The organism is Candidatus Thorarchaeota archaeon (assembly GCA_013388835.1).
In the GTDB taxonomy this organism is placed as follows: Archaea; Asgardarchaeota; Thorarchaeia; order Thorarchaeales; family Thorarchaeaceae; genus JACAEL01.
In genome coordinates this window covers 44,176-66,020 of record JACAEL010000012.1, presented here as the reverse complement: position 1 = coordinate 66,020, position 21,845 = coordinate 44,176, and the positions used below count along the sequence as shown (strand labels likewise).

At 54.6% G+C, this 21,845-nt stretch carries 25 protein-coding genes; 23 read left to right on the top strand and 2 right to left on the bottom strand.

What is annotated here, in order from left to right; translation table 11 throughout:
• From HXY34_01950 to HXY34_01860, 19 genes are all read left to right on the top strand, one after another.
• Nucleotides 1-291, top strand: coding sequence for a DNA-directed RNA polymerase subunit L (locus HXY34_01950; GenBank protein NWF94885.1), 291 nt, complete (start codon nt 1-3; stop codon nt 289-291).
• A gap of 33 nt (nt 292-324) precedes the next feature.
• The gene (locus HXY34_01945; protein ID NWF94884.1) at nt 325-792 is read left to right on the top strand and encodes a hypothetical protein; all 468 of its coding nucleotides are present in this window, start codon (nt 325-327) and stop codon (nt 790-792) included.
• 83 nt (nt 793-875) lie between these two features.
• Nucleotides 876-1,205 carry a transcription factor S gene (locus tag HXY34_01940; GenBank protein NWF94883.1) on the top strand — a complete coding sequence of 110 codons (330 nt, stop codon included), beginning with the start codon at nt 876-878 and terminating at the stop codon, nt 1,203-1,205.
• An 87-nt stretch (nt 1,206-1,292) separates the two neighbouring features.
• Complete coding sequence (locus HXY34_01935) at nt 1,293-1,664, top strand: hypothetical protein (GenBank protein NWF94882.1); 372 nt, start codon at nt 1,293-1,295, stop codon at nt 1,662-1,664.
• A 19-nt stretch (nt 1,665-1,683) separates the two neighbouring features.
• Nucleotides 1,684-2,436, top strand: coding sequence for a proliferating cell nuclear antigen (pcna) (gene pcn, locus HXY34_01930; GenBank protein ID NWF94881.1), 753 nt, complete (start codon nt 1,684-1,686; stop codon nt 2,434-2,436).
• Nucleotides 2,381-4,054 (top strand): hypothetical protein, encoded by a 1,674-nt coding sequence (locus HXY34_01925; GenBank protein NWF94880.1) that lies wholly within the window; start codon nt 2,381-2,383, stop codon nt 4,052-4,054. Before pcn ends, HXY34_01925 begins: the two co-directional genes overlap by 56 nt.
• Nucleotides 4,047-4,646: a hypothetical protein gene (locus HXY34_01920; protein NWF94879.1), complete on the top strand. Its 600-nt coding sequence runs from the start codon at nt 4,047-4,049 to the stop codon at nt 4,644-4,646. The genes HXY34_01925 and HXY34_01920 overlap by 8 nt, the downstream gene beginning before the upstream one ends.
• Nucleotides 4,643-4,933: a hypothetical protein gene (locus HXY34_01915; protein ID NWF94878.1), complete on the top strand. Its 291-nt coding sequence runs from the start codon at nt 4,643-4,645 to the stop codon at nt 4,931-4,933. Before HXY34_01920 ends, HXY34_01915 begins: the two co-directional genes overlap by 4 nt.
• A 22-nt stretch (nt 4,934-4,955) precedes the next feature.
• Nucleotides 4,956-5,159 (top strand): hypothetical protein, encoded by a 204-nt coding sequence (locus tag HXY34_01910; protein NWF94877.1) that lies wholly within the window; start codon nt 4,956-4,958, stop codon nt 5,157-5,159.
• Nucleotides 5,160-5,379: 220 nt separating this feature from the next.
• Nucleotides 5,380-5,922, top strand: coding sequence for a 4Fe-4S dicluster domain-containing protein (locus HXY34_01905; protein ID NWF94876.1), 543 nt, complete (start codon nt 5,380-5,382; stop codon nt 5,920-5,922).
• 1 nt (nt 5,923) lies between these two features.
• Entirely contained in the window at nt 5,924-6,790 is an 867-nt protein-coding gene (locus HXY34_01900; protein ID NWF94875.1) for a CoB--CoM heterodisulfide reductase iron-sulfur subunit B family protein, read from the top strand.
• Nucleotides 6,787-8,058, top strand: a complete 1,272-nt coding sequence (locus tag HXY34_01895) for a CoB--CoM heterodisulfide reductase iron-sulfur subunit A family protein (protein ID NWF94874.1) — start codon at nt 6,787-6,789, stop codon at nt 8,056-8,058. The genes HXY34_01900 and HXY34_01895 overlap by 4 nt, the downstream gene beginning before the upstream one ends.
• 5 nt (nt 8,059-8,063) lie before the next feature.
• Entirely contained in the window at nt 8,064-10,229 is a 2,166-nt protein-coding gene (locus HXY34_01890) for a hydrogenase iron-sulfur subunit (GenBank protein ID NWF94873.1), read from the top strand.
• The gene (locus HXY34_01885; protein NWF94872.1) at nt 10,226-12,496 is read left to right on the top strand and encodes a 4Fe-4S dicluster domain-containing protein; all 2,271 of its coding nucleotides are present in this window, start codon (nt 10,226-10,228) and stop codon (nt 12,494-12,496) included. The genes HXY34_01890 and HXY34_01885 overlap by 4 nt, the downstream gene beginning before the upstream one ends.
• A gap of 79 nt (nt 12,497-12,575) precedes the next feature.
• On the top strand, nt 12,576-13,781 hold the full coding sequence (locus HXY34_01880; GenBank protein ID NWF94871.1) for an acyl-CoA dehydrogenase family protein: 1,206 nt from the start codon (nt 12,576-12,578) through the stop codon (nt 13,779-13,781).
• An 83-nt stretch (nt 13,782-13,864) separates the two neighbouring features.
• Nucleotides 13,865-14,878, top strand: a complete 1,014-nt coding sequence (locus HXY34_01875; protein ID NWF94870.1) for a hypothetical protein — start codon at nt 13,865-13,867, stop codon at nt 14,876-14,878.
• Nucleotides 14,879-14,927: 49 nt separating this feature from the next.
• Complete coding sequence (mutM, locus tag HXY34_01870) at nt 14,928-15,743, top strand: bifunctional DNA-formamidopyrimidine glycosylase/DNA-(apurinic or apyrimidinic site) lyase (protein NWF94869.1); 816 nt, start codon at nt 14,928-14,930, stop codon at nt 15,741-15,743.
• A gap of 61 nt (nt 15,744-15,804) precedes the next feature.
• Nucleotides 15,805-16,173 (top strand): cupin domain-containing protein, encoded by a 369-nt coding sequence (locus tag HXY34_01865; protein NWF94868.1) that lies wholly within the window; start codon nt 15,805-15,807, stop codon nt 16,171-16,173.
• A gap of 97 nt (nt 16,174-16,270) precedes the next feature.
• Nucleotides 16,271-17,473 (top strand): DUF438 domain-containing protein, encoded by a 1,203-nt coding sequence (locus HXY34_01860; protein ID NWF94867.1) that lies wholly within the window; start codon nt 16,271-16,273, stop codon nt 17,471-17,473.
• A gap of 38 nt (nt 17,474-17,511) precedes the next feature.
• On the opposite strand, the gene HXY34_01855 is transcribed toward HXY34_01860, so the two are convergent.
• Together HXY34_01855 and HXY34_01850 are read right to left on the bottom strand one after the other, a co-directional pair.
• Entirely contained in the window at nt 17,512-17,976 is a 465-nt protein-coding gene (locus tag HXY34_01855) for a DUF3795 domain-containing protein (GenBank protein NWF94866.1), read from the bottom strand.
• Between the two features lie 350 nt (nt 17,977-18,326).
• On the bottom strand, nt 18,327-19,178 hold the full coding sequence (locus HXY34_01850; protein ID NWF94865.1) for an LLM class flavin-dependent oxidoreductase: 852 nt from the start codon (nt 19,176-19,178) through the stop codon (nt 18,327-18,329).
• Here HXY34_01850 and HXY34_01845 point away from each other — a divergent pair.
• From HXY34_01845 to HXY34_01830, 4 genes are all read left to right on the top strand, one after another.
• Entirely contained in the window at nt 19,153-19,410 is a 258-nt protein-coding gene (locus HXY34_01845; protein NWF94864.1) for a hypothetical protein, read from the top strand. The two genes, HXY34_01850 and HXY34_01845, sit on opposite strands and share 26 nt — an antisense overlap.
• Nucleotides 19,411-19,772: 362 nt before the next feature.
• Complete coding sequence (locus HXY34_01840) at nt 19,773-19,949, top strand: hypothetical protein (GenBank protein ID NWF94863.1); 177 nt, start codon at nt 19,773-19,775, stop codon at nt 19,947-19,949.
• 47 nt (nt 19,950-19,996) lie between these two features.
• Nucleotides 19,997-20,392, top strand: coding sequence for a hydrogenase iron-sulfur subunit (locus tag HXY34_01835; GenBank protein ID NWF94862.1), 396 nt, complete (start codon nt 19,997-19,999; stop codon nt 20,390-20,392).
• 281 nt (nt 20,393-20,673) lie between these two features.
• Nucleotides 20,674-21,618: an FTR1 family protein gene (locus HXY34_01830; protein ID NWF94861.1), complete on the top strand. Its 945-nt coding sequence runs from the start codon at nt 20,674-20,676 to the stop codon at nt 21,616-21,618.
• Nucleotides 21,619-21,845: the final 227 nt, after the last annotated feature.

Genomic DNA, 21,845 nt, shown 5'->3' with positions numbered 1-21,845 from the left:
GTGAAACCACGAATTGTAGTCAACTCGAAGCATGAGATTAGAATTGACATTGAAGGTGAAGGCCACTCGTTCTGTAATCTTCTCCGAAAGACGCTCTTGGAGGAGCCCGCGGTGGACTTTGCAGGCTACAACATTGACCACCCCCTCCTAGCCAGCCCCGTCTTCACTCTGAAGACCAAGAAGCGACAGGCCAATGTCGTTCTCAGAGAAGCCTTGGAAAAGATGCTTGCGAGGACCGAGGACTTCAGGAAACGTTTCCACCAGTCAGTCAGTGGTCAGACTCTTGAGTGACCATCTGGTATGCGCTCCTCGGAGAGGTCTGTCTTGTGGGACCTTTTGATTCAGCAGAGCAGTCTGAAGGAGATACTCAACGACTCGGGGCTTGCGCAGATAGGTGACAACCTACTCAATCTGTGTTTCTCGTTGGCCAAGTCCGCGGTCGCAGGAAGAGCTCTGGGTGAAAAAGTGAGTGACACAGTGCTGGCCAAGTCGATTCGCGGGAGCAGCGTGTATCACTGCATTGGCAGACGGTCCGACACCGGACGCGCGGGAGATGCTTATGAGGCACTGGCTGCCTATCTGTGGCTCTCCCGGAGGACGAGCACCGACCAGATTGTGGCTGTTCTCAGTCAGAATCTCGAGACCGTTCCGCAGTCGAGCAGGCGAAGACAGCAGGAGGCCGCAGTACATGCATTCCGGCAGCTCCTGGTCTTTCTGATTGATGCATTACCTGCACACATGAAGAACACATCCAGCACGACATGCGACTCTGCAGTGACTGAGAACTTGTAGTCACCACAAGTTGAATTGTGCCGCCAGTCAGTAAGGCTTAATTGAGTTTCACAGCGTACTTGGCATGCCACGGAGATCTAGCGATGGAATTCTGCGACAAGTGCGGTGCCATGATGGTACCGACAACTGGAGAGGACGGCACAAGAGTCCTCAAGTGCAGAAGCTGCGGAAGCACTAAGTCAGTCCAAGGTGCGTTCACCGTTTCTCACAGGCTTGAGAAGACCCCGCATGACAAGATTGTTGTAGTCGAAGATGACGGAATCCCAATGCCCATCACAAAGGCCACATGCCCCAAGTGTAACAACACGGAGGCCTACTACTGGACCGTGCAGACCCGGCGGAGCGACGAAGGTGCAACCGAGTTCTATCGGTGCACAAAGTGCAAGACCACTTGGCGGAACTACGGTGGCTAGCCGACCAGTTACACTTATAGAGGTATACATATCTGACCGAGAGTATCAGGAGAGAGCAGATACCATCTGCAGGACTGGTGCGCCAGCTTGACCGAGGAACGAGTGTCCCGACGGAGAACCCCAGCAAGACTTGTGAAGGTCGGGGAGCTCAAGGGAACTAGCGGGCTCGTGAGAATACTCGGGATTGTTGTCGAGGCGCGAGAGGGCTCTGCACTCATTCAAGACCTGCTTGAGGATGAGATTGGCAAGGCCGCGACGGTCGAGGTGCTTGTCGAAGGCACATTGGTGGTGGCGCACAAGTACATTGTCATTGGCGAGGTAGTTGAGAAGCGAGACAGTGTCGGTATGGGGGTCAAGCTGGCAGCGATACTTGCACACGATGTTGAGGGATTCGACATCAAAGAGTTTAAGCGGGCACTGGAGACTGAGTCAAGGGTGATAAGTGAGCTCGTCAGGTAGACTTGCGGAGGCGGCATTGATGTTCAAGGCGGTTATGGACAGCACAAAGGCGTGGAAGCAGATAGTTGATGCGATTGCTACGATGTTAACGGAGGCTCAGTTTGTGGCTAACGAGTCCGGACTGTCCCTGAGACAGATGGACTCCTCTAAGGCTGCCATGGTGGACATCTTTCTTCCGGACAAGATCTTTCAGGAGTATCACTGTGATGATGAACAGAAGATCTGTCTGGGTGTCGATGAGCTCTCTAGGACGAGTAAGCGGATGTCTGCAGATGACAAGCTCGAGTTCTCTGTCAACGAGGCCGAGAAGCGGTTCTACATTCGGATGATTGGTCAAGCGGAGCGGCTTTTCAAGCTCCCAATGCTCACTCCTCCCCCTGATCAGCCCAAGAAGCCGAGTTCTGAGCTCGATGTCAAGGCCGAGATGCACTCTGAGGGCTTTAAACAGGCTGTGAAGGACATAAGCGTAGTGTCAAGCTATGTCAAGATATCCGCAGATGCGACGACGCTCGTCTTCACTGGTGAGGGTGACACCGGTGAGGCGGAGGTGTCACTCAAGGTCGGAGAGGAGTCCGACTTGTTCGACCTCAAGAGCAAAGGGCCTAGCACTGCGATGTATGCGCTCAGCTACCTGTCCGAGATCACAAAGGCCATCTCCGGTGATACACTCGTCCTCCGTTTCAGCTCCAGCCGACCGTTGATCCTGGAGTCAGAGATTGCTGAAGGTGGACGACTCACCTTCGTTCTGGCGCCTCGTGTGGAGAGAAGGTAGTCTGTCAAGTGAGTTGGAACGGGTCGCCTCAGATCTGTTGCGTGAGAGTCCGGTACTTGACGTCCAGTCTGCACTTATGGCCACACAGGGTCGAAGACAGACGTCCAAGGCTGTCCAACCTCCCGGCAGTCGTGGTGCCCCCGCAAACGATAACTCCAAGTCCGTCCAGTTTCTCAGTAGTCATCGAAGACCCTCTCACGGAGGAGTAGATGTGCAAGGGGCTGAATGGAGAAGACAGAAGCTCCTTCAACTCACGTTTCAAGACTACTACCGGACTAGTCCCGATAACATACGGCCTCCTGCACGAATCAGAGAACGTGAGTTCGCGTTCGAGAGCTTTGTACACACCTGGCGCTGTAGTGAAAGAGAAACAACTCGCAGATGGGTTCTTTCCAGACACACCGCCGACGAAGTTGTCAAGATTGGTTGCACGCGGAGCGGGACTGAGTTGGTACGGCGCCGTGTCTGTCCAGAGTGCGGCACTCCGGGTCTGCAGTGGAACAACTGGACTCGGCACCTCGGTTTCGGGTCTCGAGAGGAGCTTGTGAGAGCTCTTGTGGAGTCCCCCGCCGTCGGTGTGTATCACTCTGCAGCCTTCTACGAGGTGCCTGTTGCCAAGTCTATGGAGGAGAAGAAATGGCGGGGTGCTGAGTTGGTCTTTGACATAGATGCAGACCACCTGTCACTCCCCTGTACGAAAACGCATGACGCCTGGGTGTGTAATAACCCCGAGTGCGGAGCGACCGGCTCCGGTACTCCCCCTCAGGGAGGGTGTCCCTCTTGTGGCGGTACATCTATCTCGGTCCAGAAGTGGCTCTGTGACCGGTGCCTTAGCGAGGCAAAGTCGCAGGCAAGGCGGCTTGTGGATGAGTTTCTCACATCGGACTTGGGTATCGACCCACAGAGCATATATCTCAACTACAGCGGCCATCGAGGATATCATGTCCGAGTCAACAGTGCAGAGGTCGAGCGGCTTGACTCAGCAGCGAGAGTGGAGCTCGTCCACTTCATCACTGGAAAGGGCTTGAACAGTGACCGCTTTGTTGCTCCAATGGAGAGTTCAGTTGTGATTCCTGACAGACAGGCTCCCGGATGGCATGGACGCACAGCAGACGCACTGCTCAAGTTCGTCAGGGAGATTGATAGTTACACAGGACGCGAGAGATGGGTTCAGTCACTCAGAGATGCTCGTTCCAGAGAGCTGTTGATTGAAGGACTGAGCCGGAACCCTCCAATCCTTAGTGGTGCGGTGAGAGGCATAGGACTTGGCTTCTGGAGACAGATTGCAGCCAGGGCCATAGAGGACTACGGTGTAAGCATTGATGAGCCGGTCACACATGACGTTCATAGAATCATTCGTCTGATGGGCAGTCTCCACGGCAAGACGGGGTTCATTGTCGCGCAGTTGACTAGGGACCAGCTCGACACATTCGACCCGTTCAGAGACAGTCTTGCATTCACTGGAGAACAGCGCGTGTGGATACCCCCCAGTCCGCTTGGTGTTCCGGCGTTTAGAGTGGGAGATGATACCTTCGGACCCTATAACGATGAGACAGTAGACCTTCCGATGGCAGCAGCTGTGTTCCTGCTATGCAAAGGAGTGGCCAGCGTTGAGTGAGATTGGATATGACGACATTCTCAGAGCTTGGGAGAACGAGGTTCGAGAGCCGGACCTTCAGAGTCTCGAAGACCTCAGACTTGGCAAGATGGTCCAGTACCTCAGCAAGGTGCGCCTCATGCTCACAGAGGTGCCTGCTGAAGACCGACTCCAAGCAGACTTGCTCGTGAGTGAGATTAGAAATCTGGACTACATGCTCAGAGATCTCATGGTGCTGCGTAGAGAGAAGATAGTCCGAGCCGCACTTGCTCAGCGAAGGCCCCTGGGCACAATGACTCTGGCCGAGGAGGACCTCTACAATCGACTATCGAGAGGTCTTGCAGAGCATGCCGAGTTTCTGAAGGACCTGCTGGAGGGACACATGCCTCAACGTCCCTCTGATGCAGCAGGTAGTGATGACACGGAGAAGATCGAGTATGTGGTCGTACGATTCCTTCGACCCATTAGTACCCCCTTCATGGGCCTCGACGAACGCACTTACGGTCCGTTCAAGAAGGAGGACATAGCCAGTCTTCCCCGAGAGAATGTCCAGGCATGGTTACGCGATGGAACAGCAGTACGCGTCGCAATGGAGGAGCGTAGCAACCGATGACAGAGTCCCACAGACAGCAGCTCCAGGAGCTCGCGAACAGGCTTGCGCAGTCAAAGAGAGATGTTGAAGCAATGAGTTCTCGGTTCCAAGTGACCGTGAGTGATGTCATGTGCCTCCTGAGTGAAGAAGGCAAGCGGACACTCGCTGCAGTCCATGGCGATGTCACAGACCTGCGGGCGTATCTCATTCAGCAAGGAGCACTGTTCGGGCGCTCCATCGTGTCCATCCTGGACTCGCTTCAAGAACAGCTCCAAGCAGTCATCCGCGCTTTAGAAAACGATAAGTGACATCTATACAGGGTGTTCAGTCATGCCACCGAAGAACAAGTGGGTTCTGATCATTGCTTGGATCATCTCGATTGGCCTTGCATTGGCCACTGCTGTCAGGTTCTTTGAGATACCCCTGCTCAGCGGCTACACACTCGGTCATGTAATCCTCTATGAAGTGCTCGTCATACTCACCATGTCCGGGATCGTCCTGCTGATATACCGAAGAGGTCTGCCTGATACGTAGGTGTGTCCCGTCGTACTAGGCATTCCCTCTAGGACCTCTCATTCCACAACTGGACACATATGCGAGGCGGCGTGTCTTCGACGCTGTGGGACTCCGTTCAAGACCTTGCGAGCGGCCTTATTGTTCTTATTCCTCGCCAGACCTCAACTTTTAATATTGGCTCGAAACTCCGAGCCTCTACAGCTTACAACGCCTCGTGCTTCGTGGCGGTGGCATGGCAATGGCAGAAACCGACACCAAACCTCGAATCCCTGTTACACTCATCGAGCCCATAGACATGTCTCGACTGGACCCCTCGTTCCGCGAGGAGATACGCAGTATGCCAGATGCGGATGAGCTCTCAGCATGTTTTGCGTGTTCAACATGCACAGCTGCCTGCCCCATCGCTAACCAGTGGCTCTACAAGCCACATCAGTTGATTCGGATGATTCTACTCGGAATGCGTGAGGAAGTCCTGAACTCAAAAGAGATCTGGGAATGCTTGACCTGTTTCCAGTGCCAGGAGAGATGTCCTCAGAAGGTCCGCGTGACCGACATACTCTTCGACTGCAAGAATCTCGCTGCGGAGAGAGGCATCGTGCCCGAGAAGATTGTTGCTCTAGCCAAGGAGCTCGTGGACAAGGGCCAACTCTACGTTGTGACTGCAGACTGGGAAAGAGAAGACTTGGGGCTTGAGCCCTCTGTTCCGGGCCTGTCAACAGAGGCTGTGAAGAGCATCTTGCAGGGGACGAGGACTGGTCGGCTGACAAAGGGAGGTGACTGAGATGCCGTCCTATAGTCTGTATATGGGCTGCAGCGTCCCGGCGAACTATCCCAACTATGAGGCCTCCATGCTCAAGGTTGCGAAGGCCCTTGGGATGGAGCTCCACTACATGGAGGGGGTTGCATGCTGTGGAAGCCCTAATCTGCGGGCAATTGACTACTCTGGATGGCTGACTGTCAATGCTAGGACACTTGCAATTGGCGAGAAGAATGGCAATGACATAGTCACGCCCTGCAACGGATGCTTTGGTTCACTGAAGGACGTTCTCCACCACCTCAAGCACGATAGCACGGACCTTGGTAGAGTCAATGAAGAGCTGAAGAAAGAGGGGCTGCAACTGAAGTGCACTGTTCGAGTCCGTCACATTGTTGAGGCCATGTACACTGACATTGGGACAGATGAGATTCGCAAGAGAGTCACCAAGCCTCTGGACGGTGTTGGAGTCGCAATTCACTTTGGCTGTCATGTGTTGCGACCCGCAGATGTGACCGGGTTTAGACCAGAGATACTCAGAGAGCTTGTCGAGGTGACTGGTGCAAGAGTGGTTGAGTATCCCTTGTGGAAACAGTGTTGCGGTGCCACTGTGCTGCCAGTGAATGAGTCACTGGCCATAAGACTGGCTCGTGACAAGATCAAGTCGATGAAGGAGTCCGGTGCGGAGTTCGCCACCGTCATATGCCCTGCATGCGGCAACCAACTCGACTTGCAGCAGCTCGGGCTCAAACAGAGCTACGGGGAGACCTACGACCTGCCGGTCCTCATGTATCCACAGCTGCTTGGTCTTGCCATGGGTATTGGTGAGGATGAGCTGGGGTTGAGCATGAACCGTGTGCCTGCTGATGGCATCCTCGCACATCTGACAGGTTGACCGAGGTGACAAAGACTGTGGATTACCCGGTGCTGATCATTGGCGCAGGTGTGGCTGGGATGACTGTGGCCACAGAACTGGCTGACTCAGGCATAAAGGCCATTCTTGTCGAGCGCCAGCTGACCGCTGGAGGGAACGCACTGGACCTCTACAGAGCGTTTCCGACAGATGACTGCTTCTACTGCTTCGAGGGGAACCGGTGGCGGCCGGGCATACGCAAGTGTTTCTACAGAAGTGCCCTAATCGACCAGCCAAACCTCGATCTCAGAATTGGTACCACAGTGCACAGCATCAGTGGAAGACCGGGTCAGTTCCTCGTCACACTCAGGTCCGCCCCACAATATGTGGACCCAAAGAAGTGCACACTCTGTGGTGTCTGTATTGAGGTGTCCAAAGCCTTCTCCTTCCCGTCGCCGCAGTGCCAACCCCAGTGTGTTGTGTTCAATCCGGCCCTAGAAGACGACCGAGCGAAGGAAGCCGCCCAGAAGTGCCCCACAAATGCGATTGACCTTGATGCAAAGCCAAGGGAAGACTCGCTCACGGTGTCCGACATTGTGATTGCAGCTGGATACCATGAGATGAAGCCCTCCAGCATCGATGAATATGGCTATGGCAGGATTCCAGATGTGGTCACACAGCTTGAGTTTGCAAAGATACTGGACCCAAATGGTCCAAGCGGGGGCGCGGTGGTGCGCCCATCTGACGGAAAACCCGCAAGACGTGTCATGATGGTTCAGTGTGTCGGCAGCAGAGACGAGAATCACTATCCCTACTGTTCTAAGATATGCTGTGTCTTTGCTCTCAAGCACGCTGTTGTTGCAGCACGTGAGCGTGACTGTTCACAGGTGTTGGTCGTCTATATGGACATCCGGACATACGACCGTCATGAGCGATACTACCGCGAGGCACGTGAGTCTGGAGTGGACTTTATCCGTGGACGAGTAAGCCGGGTGGAGGCAGGGAAGGACGGTGGAGTTGATGTGACTGTGTATGACAGCCTGCTCGACAGGTATCTCCGATTCAGTCTGGACCTGTTGGTGCTCTCCTCGGCACTGGAGCCCGCTGAGGGGTTCTCGGACCTTCTCAAGATGGTTGGTCTCTCGGCTTCGCGCGGCTATGTGACACCTCTTGACATTGCCACAGAGGAGGAAGTCGTTGTCGGAGCGGGCGTCTACGCATGTGGTGCTGCACTGGGTCCGGCGGAAGTCCCCGAGAGTGTGACGCAGGCCAGAGCAGTAGTAATGAAGATACTGGCAGGGAGGCGTTGATTGAGATGACCACAGAGAAGCCTGTCGTGCTACTGTGTACCTGTGGGAATACCCTGGGTCTTGACTTTGATGATATGAAGCGGGAGGTGTCCGGATACGAGTTCGCCGGAGGCGTCGAGGTACATGACCTGCTGTGTCAAGAAGTCGGTCTTGAGCGAATCAAGTCGCTCGTCGCAGGAGGGCAGGAGCGGCTGGTAATCGCAGCATGCACTAGTCAGAAGATCAAACCCCGCATTGATGCCTATCTGCTCTCGAACGGACTGGACCCCTCTCAGATTCAGTACGTGAACATCCGAGAGCACTCTGCATGGGTACACCCAGATCCCAATGAGGCCACTAGCAAGTCCCTTGACATGATTCGAGGCACGCTTGCTCTCTCGGTGCGTTCAAAACCACTGACGAAAGAACACAAGACCGTCCCGAAACATGTGACTGTGATTGGTGGCGGCATCGCTGGAATCGAGTCTGCGCTCTGTCTGTCCGGACTGGGGTACAAGGTGACCTTGATTGAAAAGGAGGGACATCTCGGTGGGCACGTCGTACGTCTTCCTGTGGTTGCACCAACGGGAATACCCGGACAAGAACTGCTGAAGAGCAGAATGGAGCGGCTCAAGTCCTCAGAGAACATCACCATCAAGACGAAGACACAGGTCAAGTTCGTGAAGGGTGAGATGGGGGCATTCACTGTACACTGTGTCTCCGAGTCGGGCGAGGAGTATGATATCGACACATCTGCCATAGTCCTCGCAATGGGCTTCAAGGAGTTCAAACCTGAGGGGATGGACGAGTACCGGTATGGCGTGAATCCCGATGTGGTGACGCAGTTTGAGCTCTCGACAATGCTCTCAGAGGGGCATCTGTCACGCAGGTCGGACGGCGGACCCGTAAAGGAGGTCGTAATGGTCCAGTGTGTGGGTAGCAGGTCCGAGGATCACAAACGGGACTGTAGCAAGCTCTGCTGCACATTCGCCATTGACAACGCCCTTGAGATAGTCAAGGCGGACCCAAGCGTTCATGTCCGAGTCATCTACATGGACATCCGCGTTCCATTTGAGAACGAGATGATATACAAGGAGTCACGCGAGAAAGGAGTGGACTACATCCGGGGCCGAGTTGGTGCGGTGTGGGAGGCCGGAGGTCGAACTCGCGTCCGTTTCTATGACTCACTCTTGAACAAGTACTTCGAGGTCTCACCAGACCTCGTGGTGCTGTCTTCAGCCATTCTACCTCCTGACGGGGTGTCCGAGCTCTCAGAGACCCTGGGCTTTGCAGTCGAGTATGACGGCCATGTGAAGGAGCTCTACGGTAAGCTGAGGCGGACTGAGACCCGCAGAAGGGGTGTTGTTGCAGTGGGCGCGGTGACCAGGCCACAGTTTGTCTTTGAGGCGGTGACCGATGCACAAGCAGGCGCTCTCATGATTCACAACGAGCTGCAGGATGGCGCGATTGAGCGGTTAGCTAGGGGCGCGGTACTCAACGTCGACGAGTGTGTGGGCTGCAGTCTGTGCGCACAACAGTGTCCGCGCGGCGTACCACTGATGATCGAGCAGAAGGAGGCGGAAGAGGCAAGCGCAGAACAGAAGTTGCTGTTCAAGGCCTCAATTGACACGCTCAACTGCCACGCGTGTGGGGTCTGTCAGAGCCTCTGTCCGTCTGGTGCCACGCAACTGAACTTCCTGACGAACGAGCAGCTGTGGTCCCAGATTCAGTCCACCTTGGATGGCGCTGGCGCAGAGAACCCCATCACTTTGTGCTTCCACTGTGAAGAGTGTTCGGTCTCGACAATTGACATTGTTGGCACTCGGCGTATGAAGTATCCCGCCAGTACTCGCCTAATCCCTGTGCCTTGTGCGGGACGCGTCAGCATCATTGACATATTGAAGGCGTTCGAATATGGTGCGAGCACCGTAATGATTGCCGCCTGTGAAACCGACCGGTGTCACATCGGAGGGACCGGCAATGAGATAGCTCAAGCACAGGTGGATGTTGCAAAGGACATCTTGAATGCGATAGGTTGGGAGGGTCTGCGAGTGGAGATGTTCCGGATGTTCAGTGCAGAGCCCGAACGATTCATACGCGCGGTTCAGGAGATGACCAGACGGGCGAAGGAGCTAGGTCCTACACCTGTGCACAGAGGCACTGCAGGGAAGTGGATGGAGGCATCAAATTGATCGCAGAGATGTACGATGACCGGGAGATGGCCCCGAAGAGGCGGCGCATGCTGGACATGATTCTCTCTCTCGGGGGACTGAAAGAAGAGGCCGCCATACCACTCAGTAGAGTCAACGAGGAGATAGCCTCGCTGAAGGCCAGTATCTCTCCGATTGTCGAGAGCATACTGTCGTTTCCTGACGCGTACTTTGAGGACTTGCTCAATGCTGTTCAGCGGACAGGACTAGTCAATGGCATTTCCGATAGAGCACTCATCAGAGAGGCAGTACTGAAGCTTCAGAGAGCCGACGAGGTGTCGAGACTCAGCGGAGTCTCTGGTCTGCGGGCGCTTCTAGCCTCCACTCTGGAGGCGATGGCCCAGGGTGAAGGCCCGAGCACGTCGGAGTCGCGTATCGATGTGACCGAGGTGTTGCAACAGCTACCTGCTCTCGTCCAACAGATCGAGGCAACTGTATCAGCCTACGAGGAGAACGCAAGGTCCGCGTCGGAGGCGGCTCTCTCAGATGTCAAGCAGATGGCGAGTTCTGTCGCCCAGATGCTCTCAACACTGGAAGGGGACCCTGACGAGGCCTTGGAGTCTCTGCAGAAGATTGGCAACAAGACTCGATATGGACCATTCCTCAGGGTCGCAGCCCAGCTGAAGCGTGGGAAGAGAGAGGGACGAATCGATGAGGCCGAGTTCAAACGGCTGGTGACAAGGAACCTCCTGCAAGAGCTGTACCGTGGTATGATTCTGCTCACTCTAGGTAGTACTGGCTCGAAGACGGTGCCGCAGCTTGCCAGTCTGATTGAGACCACACCAAAGGAGATACAGTCGGCAATAGTGAGCATGATTCAGAGAAGCGAGGTGGAAATGGTCGGTCTTAATGGTGGTGCACCGGTCTTTGCTGCGGTGCTTGCGACACCTCCCCAGACCACAATGGTCGTAAAAGGAATCCTGCAGCAGTTGAGGGGAATGGTTCGTTCTCTTGAGGGAGAGTCATCGAATACGGTCAAGGTGGTGCTGGAACGACTAGAGCGTGTCCACGGACGACTTCAGCTGCTCAGCGAGTACGACGAGACGAAGCTGTCCGAGCCGGTGAACAGGCTCAGGGAACTGGTGGGCTCAGTCACGGAGTCGCTCCTGAAAGCCAAGACATCAGACAAGTCGGAAGAGCTTCGTCTTCTCGTGTCAGCTGGTCTTGAGGCCTTTGCTCGCTTCAGGCTGAAGATTGCCCTTGAGAAGGGCCCCCATCTTGTGACGGGAACTAATGCCTACGGTGAGAAGCTGGACCCTGACGTGTACAAGCGCATCATGGACACTTATCTCGACAATGAGATCGAGCGCGGCATCATACTCCTGCTAATACGGGAACATGGTGCCATGTCCGCGAAGGACTTGGCTGAGAAGTCAAGGATACCCCAGAACCGTGTCCTCAGTCATCTTCTGAGGATGAAACGCGACGAGCTCCTCACCACTGTGGGCGAGACGCATGGCTATGTGCTGTACGATGTGCCTCGCGTACCCTCGGAGTCCGAAGTGACACTCAAGGTGGTATCAGAGATTGCTCTACAGCTGGCGGAGGCCAAGAGTGAACTGAGTAGAATCCTCCAGGACCTGAAGCCGCAGGACATCGGCAGACTTGCAAACTCTCTAGAGGTCTTCTCAAGAGCCCGCGACAAACTGGCCCGTGTGAGAGTCGGTGGCTCGCCAGTCGCTGAGGCCATCCTGCAGGAAGTGGAGGACAAGGCGAAGACTGCTGTGGCAATGGCCTATCGGACTCGGGCACGAATCCCAAGCACGCGACCAAAAGTGACAATCGATGACCTGATTGACATCGACGTACCGTCCGTGCTTGACGAGTACCGAGACATGATGGGCTATGCACCTCTCCTAGGCTTTGGCACAATCAACTGGGACCAGTCGAAGTGTCTTGGTTGCAAGTCCTGTGAGCTGTCCTGTCCGGAGGACGCCATCTTCCTCCGACCGAAGATTGACTTGGAGGAGATCTTCAGAATTCCAGAGAGTTCAGTCCAGAAGCTGCCCACAAATCGTGCACTCCTCTACAATACACTCCGTGGTCTGGCAGTCAGTCGTCCTGTGGGGCAGATTGTACTGAAGAAGGACTCACCGGGCTTCGGTCGGGTGGAGGTTGACCTGTGGCTCTGTGTTGCTTGCCGGACCTGTGTGAGGAGATGCCCCGGACCGGAGAATGGAGCTCTCACACTCGAGTTGAAGTGGAGTCTGCCTGAGGTAGTGCGGCACATGACCGCTGAGACAAGATGATTGGAACTGTTGTGCTTGCCAGCTCACAACGGTGATATAGCGTCGAAGTGTGCTGTATTCTCTACCGATTCCTCGAGGCATGACAGTGATCGACTTCACTCTGACCGATGAACAGCTTGCGCTTCAGAAGAAGGCAAGAGAATTCGCGCAGCAATACATGATTCCATTCGCCCACTACTACGATAAGACGGGCGAGTTTCCGCTCCCCATCATACGAGAATGCTGGGCACAAGGTCTGATGAATCTGGCCATTCCCAAAGAGTACGGGGGTGCCGGACTCGGTACCATGGAGCAGTGTATCGTTGTAGAGGAGCTGGCTGCCGGGTGTGCTGGCATGACTACGAGTATCTACGTCAATAGTCTGGGCATTGAGCCAATCCTTCTTGCTGGAAACAGTGAGCAGAAGGAGAAGTACCTGCGACCCCTGACCGAGGAGCTGAAGTTCGCTTCGTTCGCGTGTTCTGAACCGGGAATGGGGAGCGATGTGGCAGGGATTCAGACTCGGGTGAAGAAGGACGGCAGCCACTATGTCTTGAATGGAAGCAAGTTCTGGATTACAAACGCGCCTCATGCGGACTACTTCACGGTGTTTGCAAGTCTTGACCCGAGTCAGCGACACAAGGCGTTATGCGCGTTCATTGTTGATGCTGACACCCCCGGGGTGAAGACGGGTCGACCTGTGGAAAAGATGGGACACCGTGCCTCTGTGACATCTTCGGTCATGTTTCGGGATGCGAGAGTCCCGGAGGAGAATCTGCTCGGCTCCGAGCGCATGGGATTCCCGATTGCGATGTCGACGTTCGCGAAGACCCGCCCTGCAATCGCAGCCTTTGCCACTGGTCTTGGTCGGGCCGCAATGGAGTATGCGCGGGACTACGTGAACAAGAGGGAGGCCTTTGGAAGCAAGCTGCGGTCATTTGAGGTCATCCAGTTCAAGCTTGCAGACATGTACATCCGCCTTGAAGCTGCCCGCGCTCTGTACCTGAAGGCCGCATGGGCTGCTGACAACACCGATGACTCTACTGTGCCAGCCAGCGTAGCAAAGGCGTATGCAACTGATGCAGCCATGTGGATTACCAGTGAGGCAGTCCAGATTCATGGTGGTTACGGCTACATAGACCAGTATCCCTTGGAGAAACTCTTCAGGGATGCCAAGCTGTATCAGATATACGAGGGGACGAGTGAGATCCAGCGGCTGATTCTTGGAAGGCATGTACTCGACGGATATCATCCTGCAATGGAGAAGACTCCCAAGTGGTATAGCGAGAAGCCACCTGACTTCTGACATCCACAGTCTGCCCAAATCAGAGTCATATTGGTGTGATGTCAGTGCGTCCAGACTAGACTAGACTAGACGGGGTCTCACAAATGCTGTTCGTGAATGGTCTGAAAACACTCATCACCGACCGCCGGTACAACCTTAGCTTCGTCCTATCACTGCTTGCCATCTTCATCATCACGGCATGGATTGCGATACGCGGGGAACTTGACCCTAACATCACAGACCCCATTGAGGGCGTTGGAGTATCAGTTGTTGTGTCATTTCAATACTTCATGGTCTCGCTTGTTGTGATATCGCTCGTTCCCAGCACCCGCTTGCTGTTTCTCGAAGGGCCGCGACGCACCACGCTTCAGGTTCTGCTTGCAGTCGTCCTAGTGGTGCTGTTCATGGTATTGGGCCCGCTGTCCGCGTTGGTCGGACCACCTGTCGGCGCTGCTCTGACCTTCTGTGATGCTACAATCACAGCCTACTTCACCGTCCTGTTGGGATGGAACATCGGACGGAGCACTCATGACAAGCTCGGACCGAGACATCAGCCAAACTGGTTGTTGTTTCTGTTGTTCTGGCTGTTTGCTATCCTCACCTTTGGCGGAGTCTACATGCTTCTAGGGCTGGGACAACTCGACATCAGCCAGCAAATCGTGCTACTCATGTTTCCTCTTGGCATAGTGATACTACCGATCTTCACAGTGCTCCTCCGCAAGAAGGGGACGGGCCCCGAGCAGACAACCATGATGACACTCGTTCTGTTCCTCATAGGGCTTTACTACACCTTTCGTCTGACCAACATCACCGATTCACGATTCACTATCGCAGACCTGGTCCTTCAGCTCCTCCTGATGGTCTACGGTCTCTCCACGACGGTGGCGAAGAATGCGGAGAGAGTGAACGTGACCCCAATCGTGTCAATAACACTCGTATTGTTTGTCATCCTGAGTCGAGTTGGTGCGTATGTCAATCGGTTGTTGGCTGCTGCAACAGGTTGGGGTGACATAGTCCAGGTCGGGATAACCAGCTTCACCATCCTCAATCTTGCCATCATCGGGCTGTTGGCACCCGCAGTCTGGATGTGGCGAGCGAGGAAGGCGGAGCCGCAGTAGACTGCGCCATTGGTGAGACTAATGTGCCTGACTTCTTTCCCTGTGTCGAATGCCCGAACTTCCAGACATCCTCATCTTGGCACGGAGTATGAATGAGGCGCTTGTCGGCAGGACCATCGTACAGGTCAGTGTCAACCAACCAAGAGTCCTCAACACCACTCCTCAGCGATTCCGCCACCTCATAGAAGGGACCTGCGTGGAACACGTGTACCAACGTGGGAAGTGGTTGATCTGTGACTTGAGAGGCGACCGCGTGTTGGCCATTAACCTTGGAATGGGCGGTGAGGTCCGGGTTCATGCGGAACTGGATGTGCCAGACTCCCGTCGCGAGAAGGTTGTGTTCCGGTTGGATGATGGACGCCAAGTCTGGATACACTTCTGGTGGTTTGGTCATGTGCATGCGATGAAGACCGAACAACTAGGTCAACATCCGCAGATCTCCGAACTCGGACCGGAGCCGCTGGATGACGCCTTTACCGTCGAACGACTTGCCACGATGCTCAAGCGCAAGAGGGGGCGTGTCAAGTCCTACCTCCTTGACCAGAGATTCATTGCAGGGATAGGCAATGTATACGTTCAAGACATACTGTGGTACGCTCGACTTCGCCCTGACCGGCCAGCATATACACTGACCGACGAGGAAGTGTCGCGACTACACCGGGCAATTCGGTTCGTGCTTGGCGAAGGCGTAAGATACGGAGGCGGACCCGGGGAACAGGATGTGTGGGGGAACCCCGGCAGGTATGCCGAGCATCTCCAGGTTGGCTACAGGACCGGGAAGCCCTGTCCCGCATGCGGCACACTCATTGAGGAGATACGAATAGGGAGCACAACCAGCTACATCTGTCCGAACTGCCAGAAGTAGGACTCATAAGCATGGTCTACTCAGTCTATTGCAGTCCAGCCAAGCCACGGAGACAACTGACTTGCTGCTGAAGCGCTTCGCAGAACAGCGAGAGATAACGGCCATTGACAACACCAAGTTGCGTGAGCTACTCAATCCGCGACATGAATGCGCTGTTCTTCACCTTGACTACAGTCTTGCACATGCGGTAGTGGAACCCGGAAGGGCCACATTCCCTCACAGGATCAAGACCTCTTCGGAGGTCTACTACATCATCAGGGGCTCTGGAATCATGCACATCGACGAAGAGACCGCATCTGTGACAGCAAATGACTGTGTCTACATTCCTCCCGGCGCAAGACAATTCATCGAGAACACCGACACGGTCCCTCTTGTCTTTCTCTGCATCGTCAGTCCCGCTTGGAAGGCCGATGACGAGGAGCTGGCCTGACTGACAGGCACGGCGCAAGTGAACGCTCCCAAAAGGTAATTAGTACGATTGGTTGGCACTGGTCGGTAGCTAACGCACGTTAAGTAGAGTGATTGACATGACACCAGACAAGAAGACTGAGATCAAGAAGGTCATAATGAGACTGCATGAAGGTGCGCATCCGGACGAGGTCAAGAAGCAGTTCGCCGAGGTGATTAGAGGAGTCAGCGCAGTGGAGGTTGCACAGGCCGAAGAGGAGCTGATTCGAGACGGGATGCCGAGAGAGGAGGTCCAGCGACTGTGTGAGGTACACCTCTCTGTGCTACGCCAGTCACTGGACAGTCAGCGGCAAGTCGCACCTGAGGGCCACCCGATTCGGACGCTCATGGATGAACACAGCATTCTGCTGGGCGCCGCTGCGGACCTGAAGTCGCTGACCGGAGCTATCAGCAATGGTGACCTGAAGCCTAGCGCTGAGATTACCGCGAGGATTCGTCTACTGATTCGGCACTTCAAGGAGTCTGCTTCCCACTACCTGCGTGAGGAGAATGTCCTCTTTCCATTACTGGAGAAACATGGGATCACAGAGCCTCCCAAGGTGATGTGGATGGAACACGACCAGATCCGAGCGACCGAGAAGTCTCTCTATGAGACCGTACCAGAGGTTGATGCAGAAATACCTGCCCGGGCCGGGTCCATGTCCGCTGCTGCCTCCGCACTGTATGACCTCCTCAATAGTCACTTCTACAAGGAGAACAACATCCTCTTTCCAACCTCTCTGAAGCTGTTCACCGCAGAAGAGTGGACTCTGGTCAGCAGAGAGTTCGAGGATGTCGGCTACTCCTTCTTCTCACCCAAGCGTGGTCAGTCAGCCAGACCGGGTGACGCAATGGCTGCAGTCTCCGAGGGCACAGTGGTCTTTGAGAGCGGGAGTCTGCCGGTCCAGGTTCTTCAAGCCATGCTCAACACGTTGCCCGTGGACATCACGTTCGTAGACCATGAAGACAAAGTCCGATACTTCAGCGAGTCCCCGGAACGAGTATTCGTGCGTTCGAGAGCAGTGATTGGACGTAGCGTCCAGGCCTGTCATCCTCAGAAGAGCGTACATGTGGTCAACAGGATACTGCAAGACTTCCGAGAGGGGAAGAGGAATGTTGCCGAGTTCTGGATTCATCTTCAGGAGCGGTTCATCCACATCCGGTACTTTGCGGTTCGTGATAAGGCGGGCAAGTACCTCGGTTGCCTTGAAGTATCACAGGACATCGCTCCAATCAAGAAGATTGAGGGCGAAAAGCGTCTCTTGGATGACGTGCCGACATAGGTCCGTCTTGGTACGTGAAGCAGTGAGTGCGGTCGTTGTCACTCATCCTTGGACTTCACGTACCAGTGTCTTGGTCCCTCCAGAAATGCGCTCACTCCGCTTCTCCGTAGTGTTCTGAGGTTCTTCCTGTGAGCGTCACCGTGTGATGGCTTCAGGAAGTCCAGCTTGTCACATGTCTGGGAGTCCTCGCACTCCCAGCAACCAGAGATTTCCTTCTCGATGCAGCACTTCCGCATCTTACAGAATGGTGGTCCGCCTCCCCCCTTGCAACCGTTCTTGCACCGCATCTTGACCAGACCACCTAGGAACTCGTAGGCCTCGGAGTAGTGCTTGAACGACTCAAAGAACGGGATTGATTTGACTGACTCGGCAATCCTGTCATAGCGGTAGTCCCTCAGAGCCTTCCGCAGGTCTCTTGCAAGGTCCGCAATGACTCCCGTCTTGGACGGACACTCTGCGCAATAGATACCACAATAGGCAATCTCACTTGTGTCTTCAGTCATGAGCGTTCAATCACTCACTTCAAGGCCGATATATGAGTGTACTACTCGGATTAGACGAGAAGTGCAGTCGGAATCGGTATACTACATCCCAATGAAGTCCAAGGCGACCTCAGATATCTGCTCCTAGCTGGTAGCTCAATCTTGGTTTCAAGTCATCCCGTTAAAATCTCGGTGCAGTCGACGATACGGCGAGGTAAGCGAAGACCGACTCCGAACCGCGCTTCATCACTTGACGGCCCAGCAGAAGACCGGACTGCGACTGCAGTCTTCCTGATCATGGTTCCGAGGTTGGCTGCTGCATGACTGCGCCGGCACTCCATCTGAGCCCATAGTGCAATACGGCTTCCGGGTCAGACATCAGGAGGGCCATGTCGTATTCTCTCCTCCAGTTCCTCAGTCTTGTCGCGGACTGCATTGATCTCCTCGAACCACCAAGTCGCTCCCGCCTCTATCCAAGGGCTCAGAGTGTTCTCGTCCCGTCCTCTATTCTCTCCCGAAGTAATCCCCCCCACCGCAACATCAAAGCCACTGAGAGTGGTTCTGCGAGCCTCAATCAGTTCGAGGATTGTCTTCAGATCTGAAGGTGTCAGCACATCGGGCCAGTTTCTTCCGGGCACGACACCATCGTATTTTGCTGCTCGGATGAAGGGGGCCCTATTAGGCCACATACCCCCAACCCATATTGGTATCCTTGGTTGTTGAATCGGACGAGGAACAAACGTCACATCTTTCAACCTGAAATGCTCTCCTTCGTAAGAGAAGGCCTCTCCTTTCCAGAGGCCTGTTATTATGTCCAGACTCTCATCAAGCTTCTTTGCGCGCACCCGGGCGTCAGAGACCTCCCCAAATGCCTCATACTCGGAAGGAGGATTACCGAGACCGACGCCCAAAGTGAAGCGTCCTTGTGACAGATGGTCCAGCGTGACCGCTTCCCGGGCCACCTTCCAAGGTCGTCTACGAGGCAGAGGGGTGACGTTGGCGACAATCCTGATTCTCTTCGTGACCGCGGCTGCAGCAGACCTGATAATCCACGGGTCGTATGTTTCAAGGGGCCCTCCAAAGTCAAGTACCAGATGGTCCCAGACTGAAAAACCGTCCCATCCCGCCTCCTCAGCCAACACCATCCAGTCCACAACCTTCCGAGCGTCCACTCTGCCCTCTACAGGTGGGATTGGCATGTCTATCCCATACTTCAGTCTCATGGACAAATGGTCCGTCTGGCTAGCATTATTGGTGTCGCTCGGAGTTTCCGAGCATGATGATTGGAGCGGACTACTCTTGGTATTGGCTGTTGACACAACAACCTATCTCGGACCGCTCGAGTGCTGCACAGGCAGCATACCAGTAGACCTTGACGGACTCTACTGCCACGCGGAGATTGCCCTCCGTCCATACTACTATCTCTCTCTCCGTCTATTCTACGGGCTGGAGTAGGACCGCTTGCCCACAGGCTCATCCCCCCACGATGTCACTGGTCTGACTAGGAGGAGGCGATGATCATGCTCATCTCGGCATCCAATGGCCGCGCATACATTGCCAACTTGCTCGTGTCGATGTCATTACACGCTAGGATTGCATCCGCTATGTGTGTCCTGTGCTACGTTTCATCGGGCACTCATCCTCGGATGCATAGGACATGGGACGACGGGGATAGACACTCTTCAATACATGCTCGGAACGCAAGAAGACCAGTCTGCCGGATTGTCCTCAGTCACTCCGGATACCATCACATGAGTGACCATGTTGTTATCTCGACTTATCATGTCGCTGAACACCAACTATGCACATCTGTACTCATGTCTCTTGTACAAGAGGATGTCAACTGGGCCATTCACGAAGCGAATCCTGATGAACTGAAGCCGTGGTTGAGCAGCATAGAAGTGTTCAAGTCCTCAGCAGCTCTTGCAGTACGCGACATTGGTTTCATGGCCCGTTCCACTTTCCCAAAGGATATATCGACCTATCCGACCTGACACTCCCGTTTGAGAACGAGGTAACGAAGGAAATGCCCCCTAAGGATATGAACATCATAGTACTGGGCTGCATGCAATGTATGTACGCTGCCTCCGATCTAGCTGGCACAATGAAACTGCAGTACGATGTGAGTAGCCGGATAATACGCATGCCTTGCACCGCTCGTCTAGACATCAACTTCATCCTGAAGGCGTTGCAAGAGGGGGCAGACGGGGTCCTGGTCGTAGGTTGCCACCCGGGCGACTGTGCATACAAGACGGGGAACCTGGGTGCAGAACGTCGAGTAAGGTTTGCACGAAAACTCATTGGACAACTTGGGATGAACGAGGACCGAGTGAAGATGGTCTTCGTTTCCGCAGCCGAAGGGGACAAGTTCGCATCTGAAGTCACCAAGTTTGCTGCAGAGATCCGAAAGATCGGACCCAACCCAATCCGGCTCTGATGCTGATACGCTGGCAGGTCGCCTATCTCGAAGACTCACTCGATTGGAATCGAGTCAGACTGTGTTCAGCTATCCGTTGAGCCTCTCATGGTCTCTTCAGGGCGTCCCGGTCACTTGGAGCGGTACTAGAGCCGTCCCCTCTGTGCACCCAGTGATGAACTAAGCATCTGCTCTGAGGACCGCGCCCGGCAGTAAGCAGGTTGCCATATCTGCAGCGTTATTAGGCCAAATGGAGTTAACCATAGTGCATGACAGTATGAGAATGATGGAGGTAGATCAGCTTGTTCATTGGTCCGGCAATAATCTCCGTTCGAGAGGGCATTGAGGCGGCCCTGATTCTGGCCATCATGTTCTCGTATCTACGGAGAACTGGAAAGCTTGATCTTGCCCGATACGTGTTTCTTGGTACAGGCACTGCAGTACTATCGAGTCTCGGAGTTGCTCTTGTTCTTGTGTTCGTCTGGGGATCCCTTGAGGGACTATCTCTGAACATATTTGAGGGACTCGCGCTACTCGTCGCCGCTATACTTCTCACCACGATGATAGCGTGGATGTGGTTGTCTGGTCCCAGGATGTCGTTTGAGATTCAGAGGTCTCTGGGAGTGCAGGTGAGCCGTCGGAATGTGATTGGGCTCACTCTTCTGGCATTCACACTTGTATTCAGAGAAGGTGTCGAACTTGTGCTATTCATAATGGCATTGCTCATTCAAGACCCTCTGCAAGCGGTAAGTGGCTCTGCAATCGGGCTCACGGTTGCTGGAGCAGTTGGGATTGGTCTGTACCATGGCTCATTGCGAATAGACATACAGGCCTTCTTCAGGTGGACCTCGCTGTTTCTGGTCCTGTTTGCTTCAGGTATGATTGCCTATGGGGTCCACGAGCTACAGGAGGCTGGTCTGCTATTGATTGGGCCTGTCGAGATATGGGACATCAATCCGCCAGCACTGCCGGACGGCAGCTATCACCCACTACATGAAAATGGCATGATTGGGCTCTTCCTAAAGGCCCTCTTCGGCTACAATGGGAATCCATCTGCGCTCGAGGTAGTGACTTACGTGTCGTACTTGCTGACCATATCCCTGCTGTACTTCCGCCTACAGAGGCGAGATTCCCGTGACGCATCAAGTACGACTGGTCCCTTCGTAGAGTCTGTGTATGGCGTTAGTCAACCCCGGCAGTCAACCTCAGTCATCGACACAGTGAAGTGGTCAGTTCTTAAGCCATGAGCAACTGCACATACACCACTAACAACCGGCTCCAGCATTGTCATGTGTGTCGTAGACGGGCCCCTCCGTCACAGGAAACAGTCACTAGCGTTACTGCTTCACTGCGGAGTCCTGCTCACATCGAGTGGCCTGCTGTGGTTTAGGACTCTCTGAGCGCATTCTGTTCTCCTCTCCTCTTGAATGAGCAGCACTGACGGGACCATTACGCCCAGGCTGACCTCGGTTAC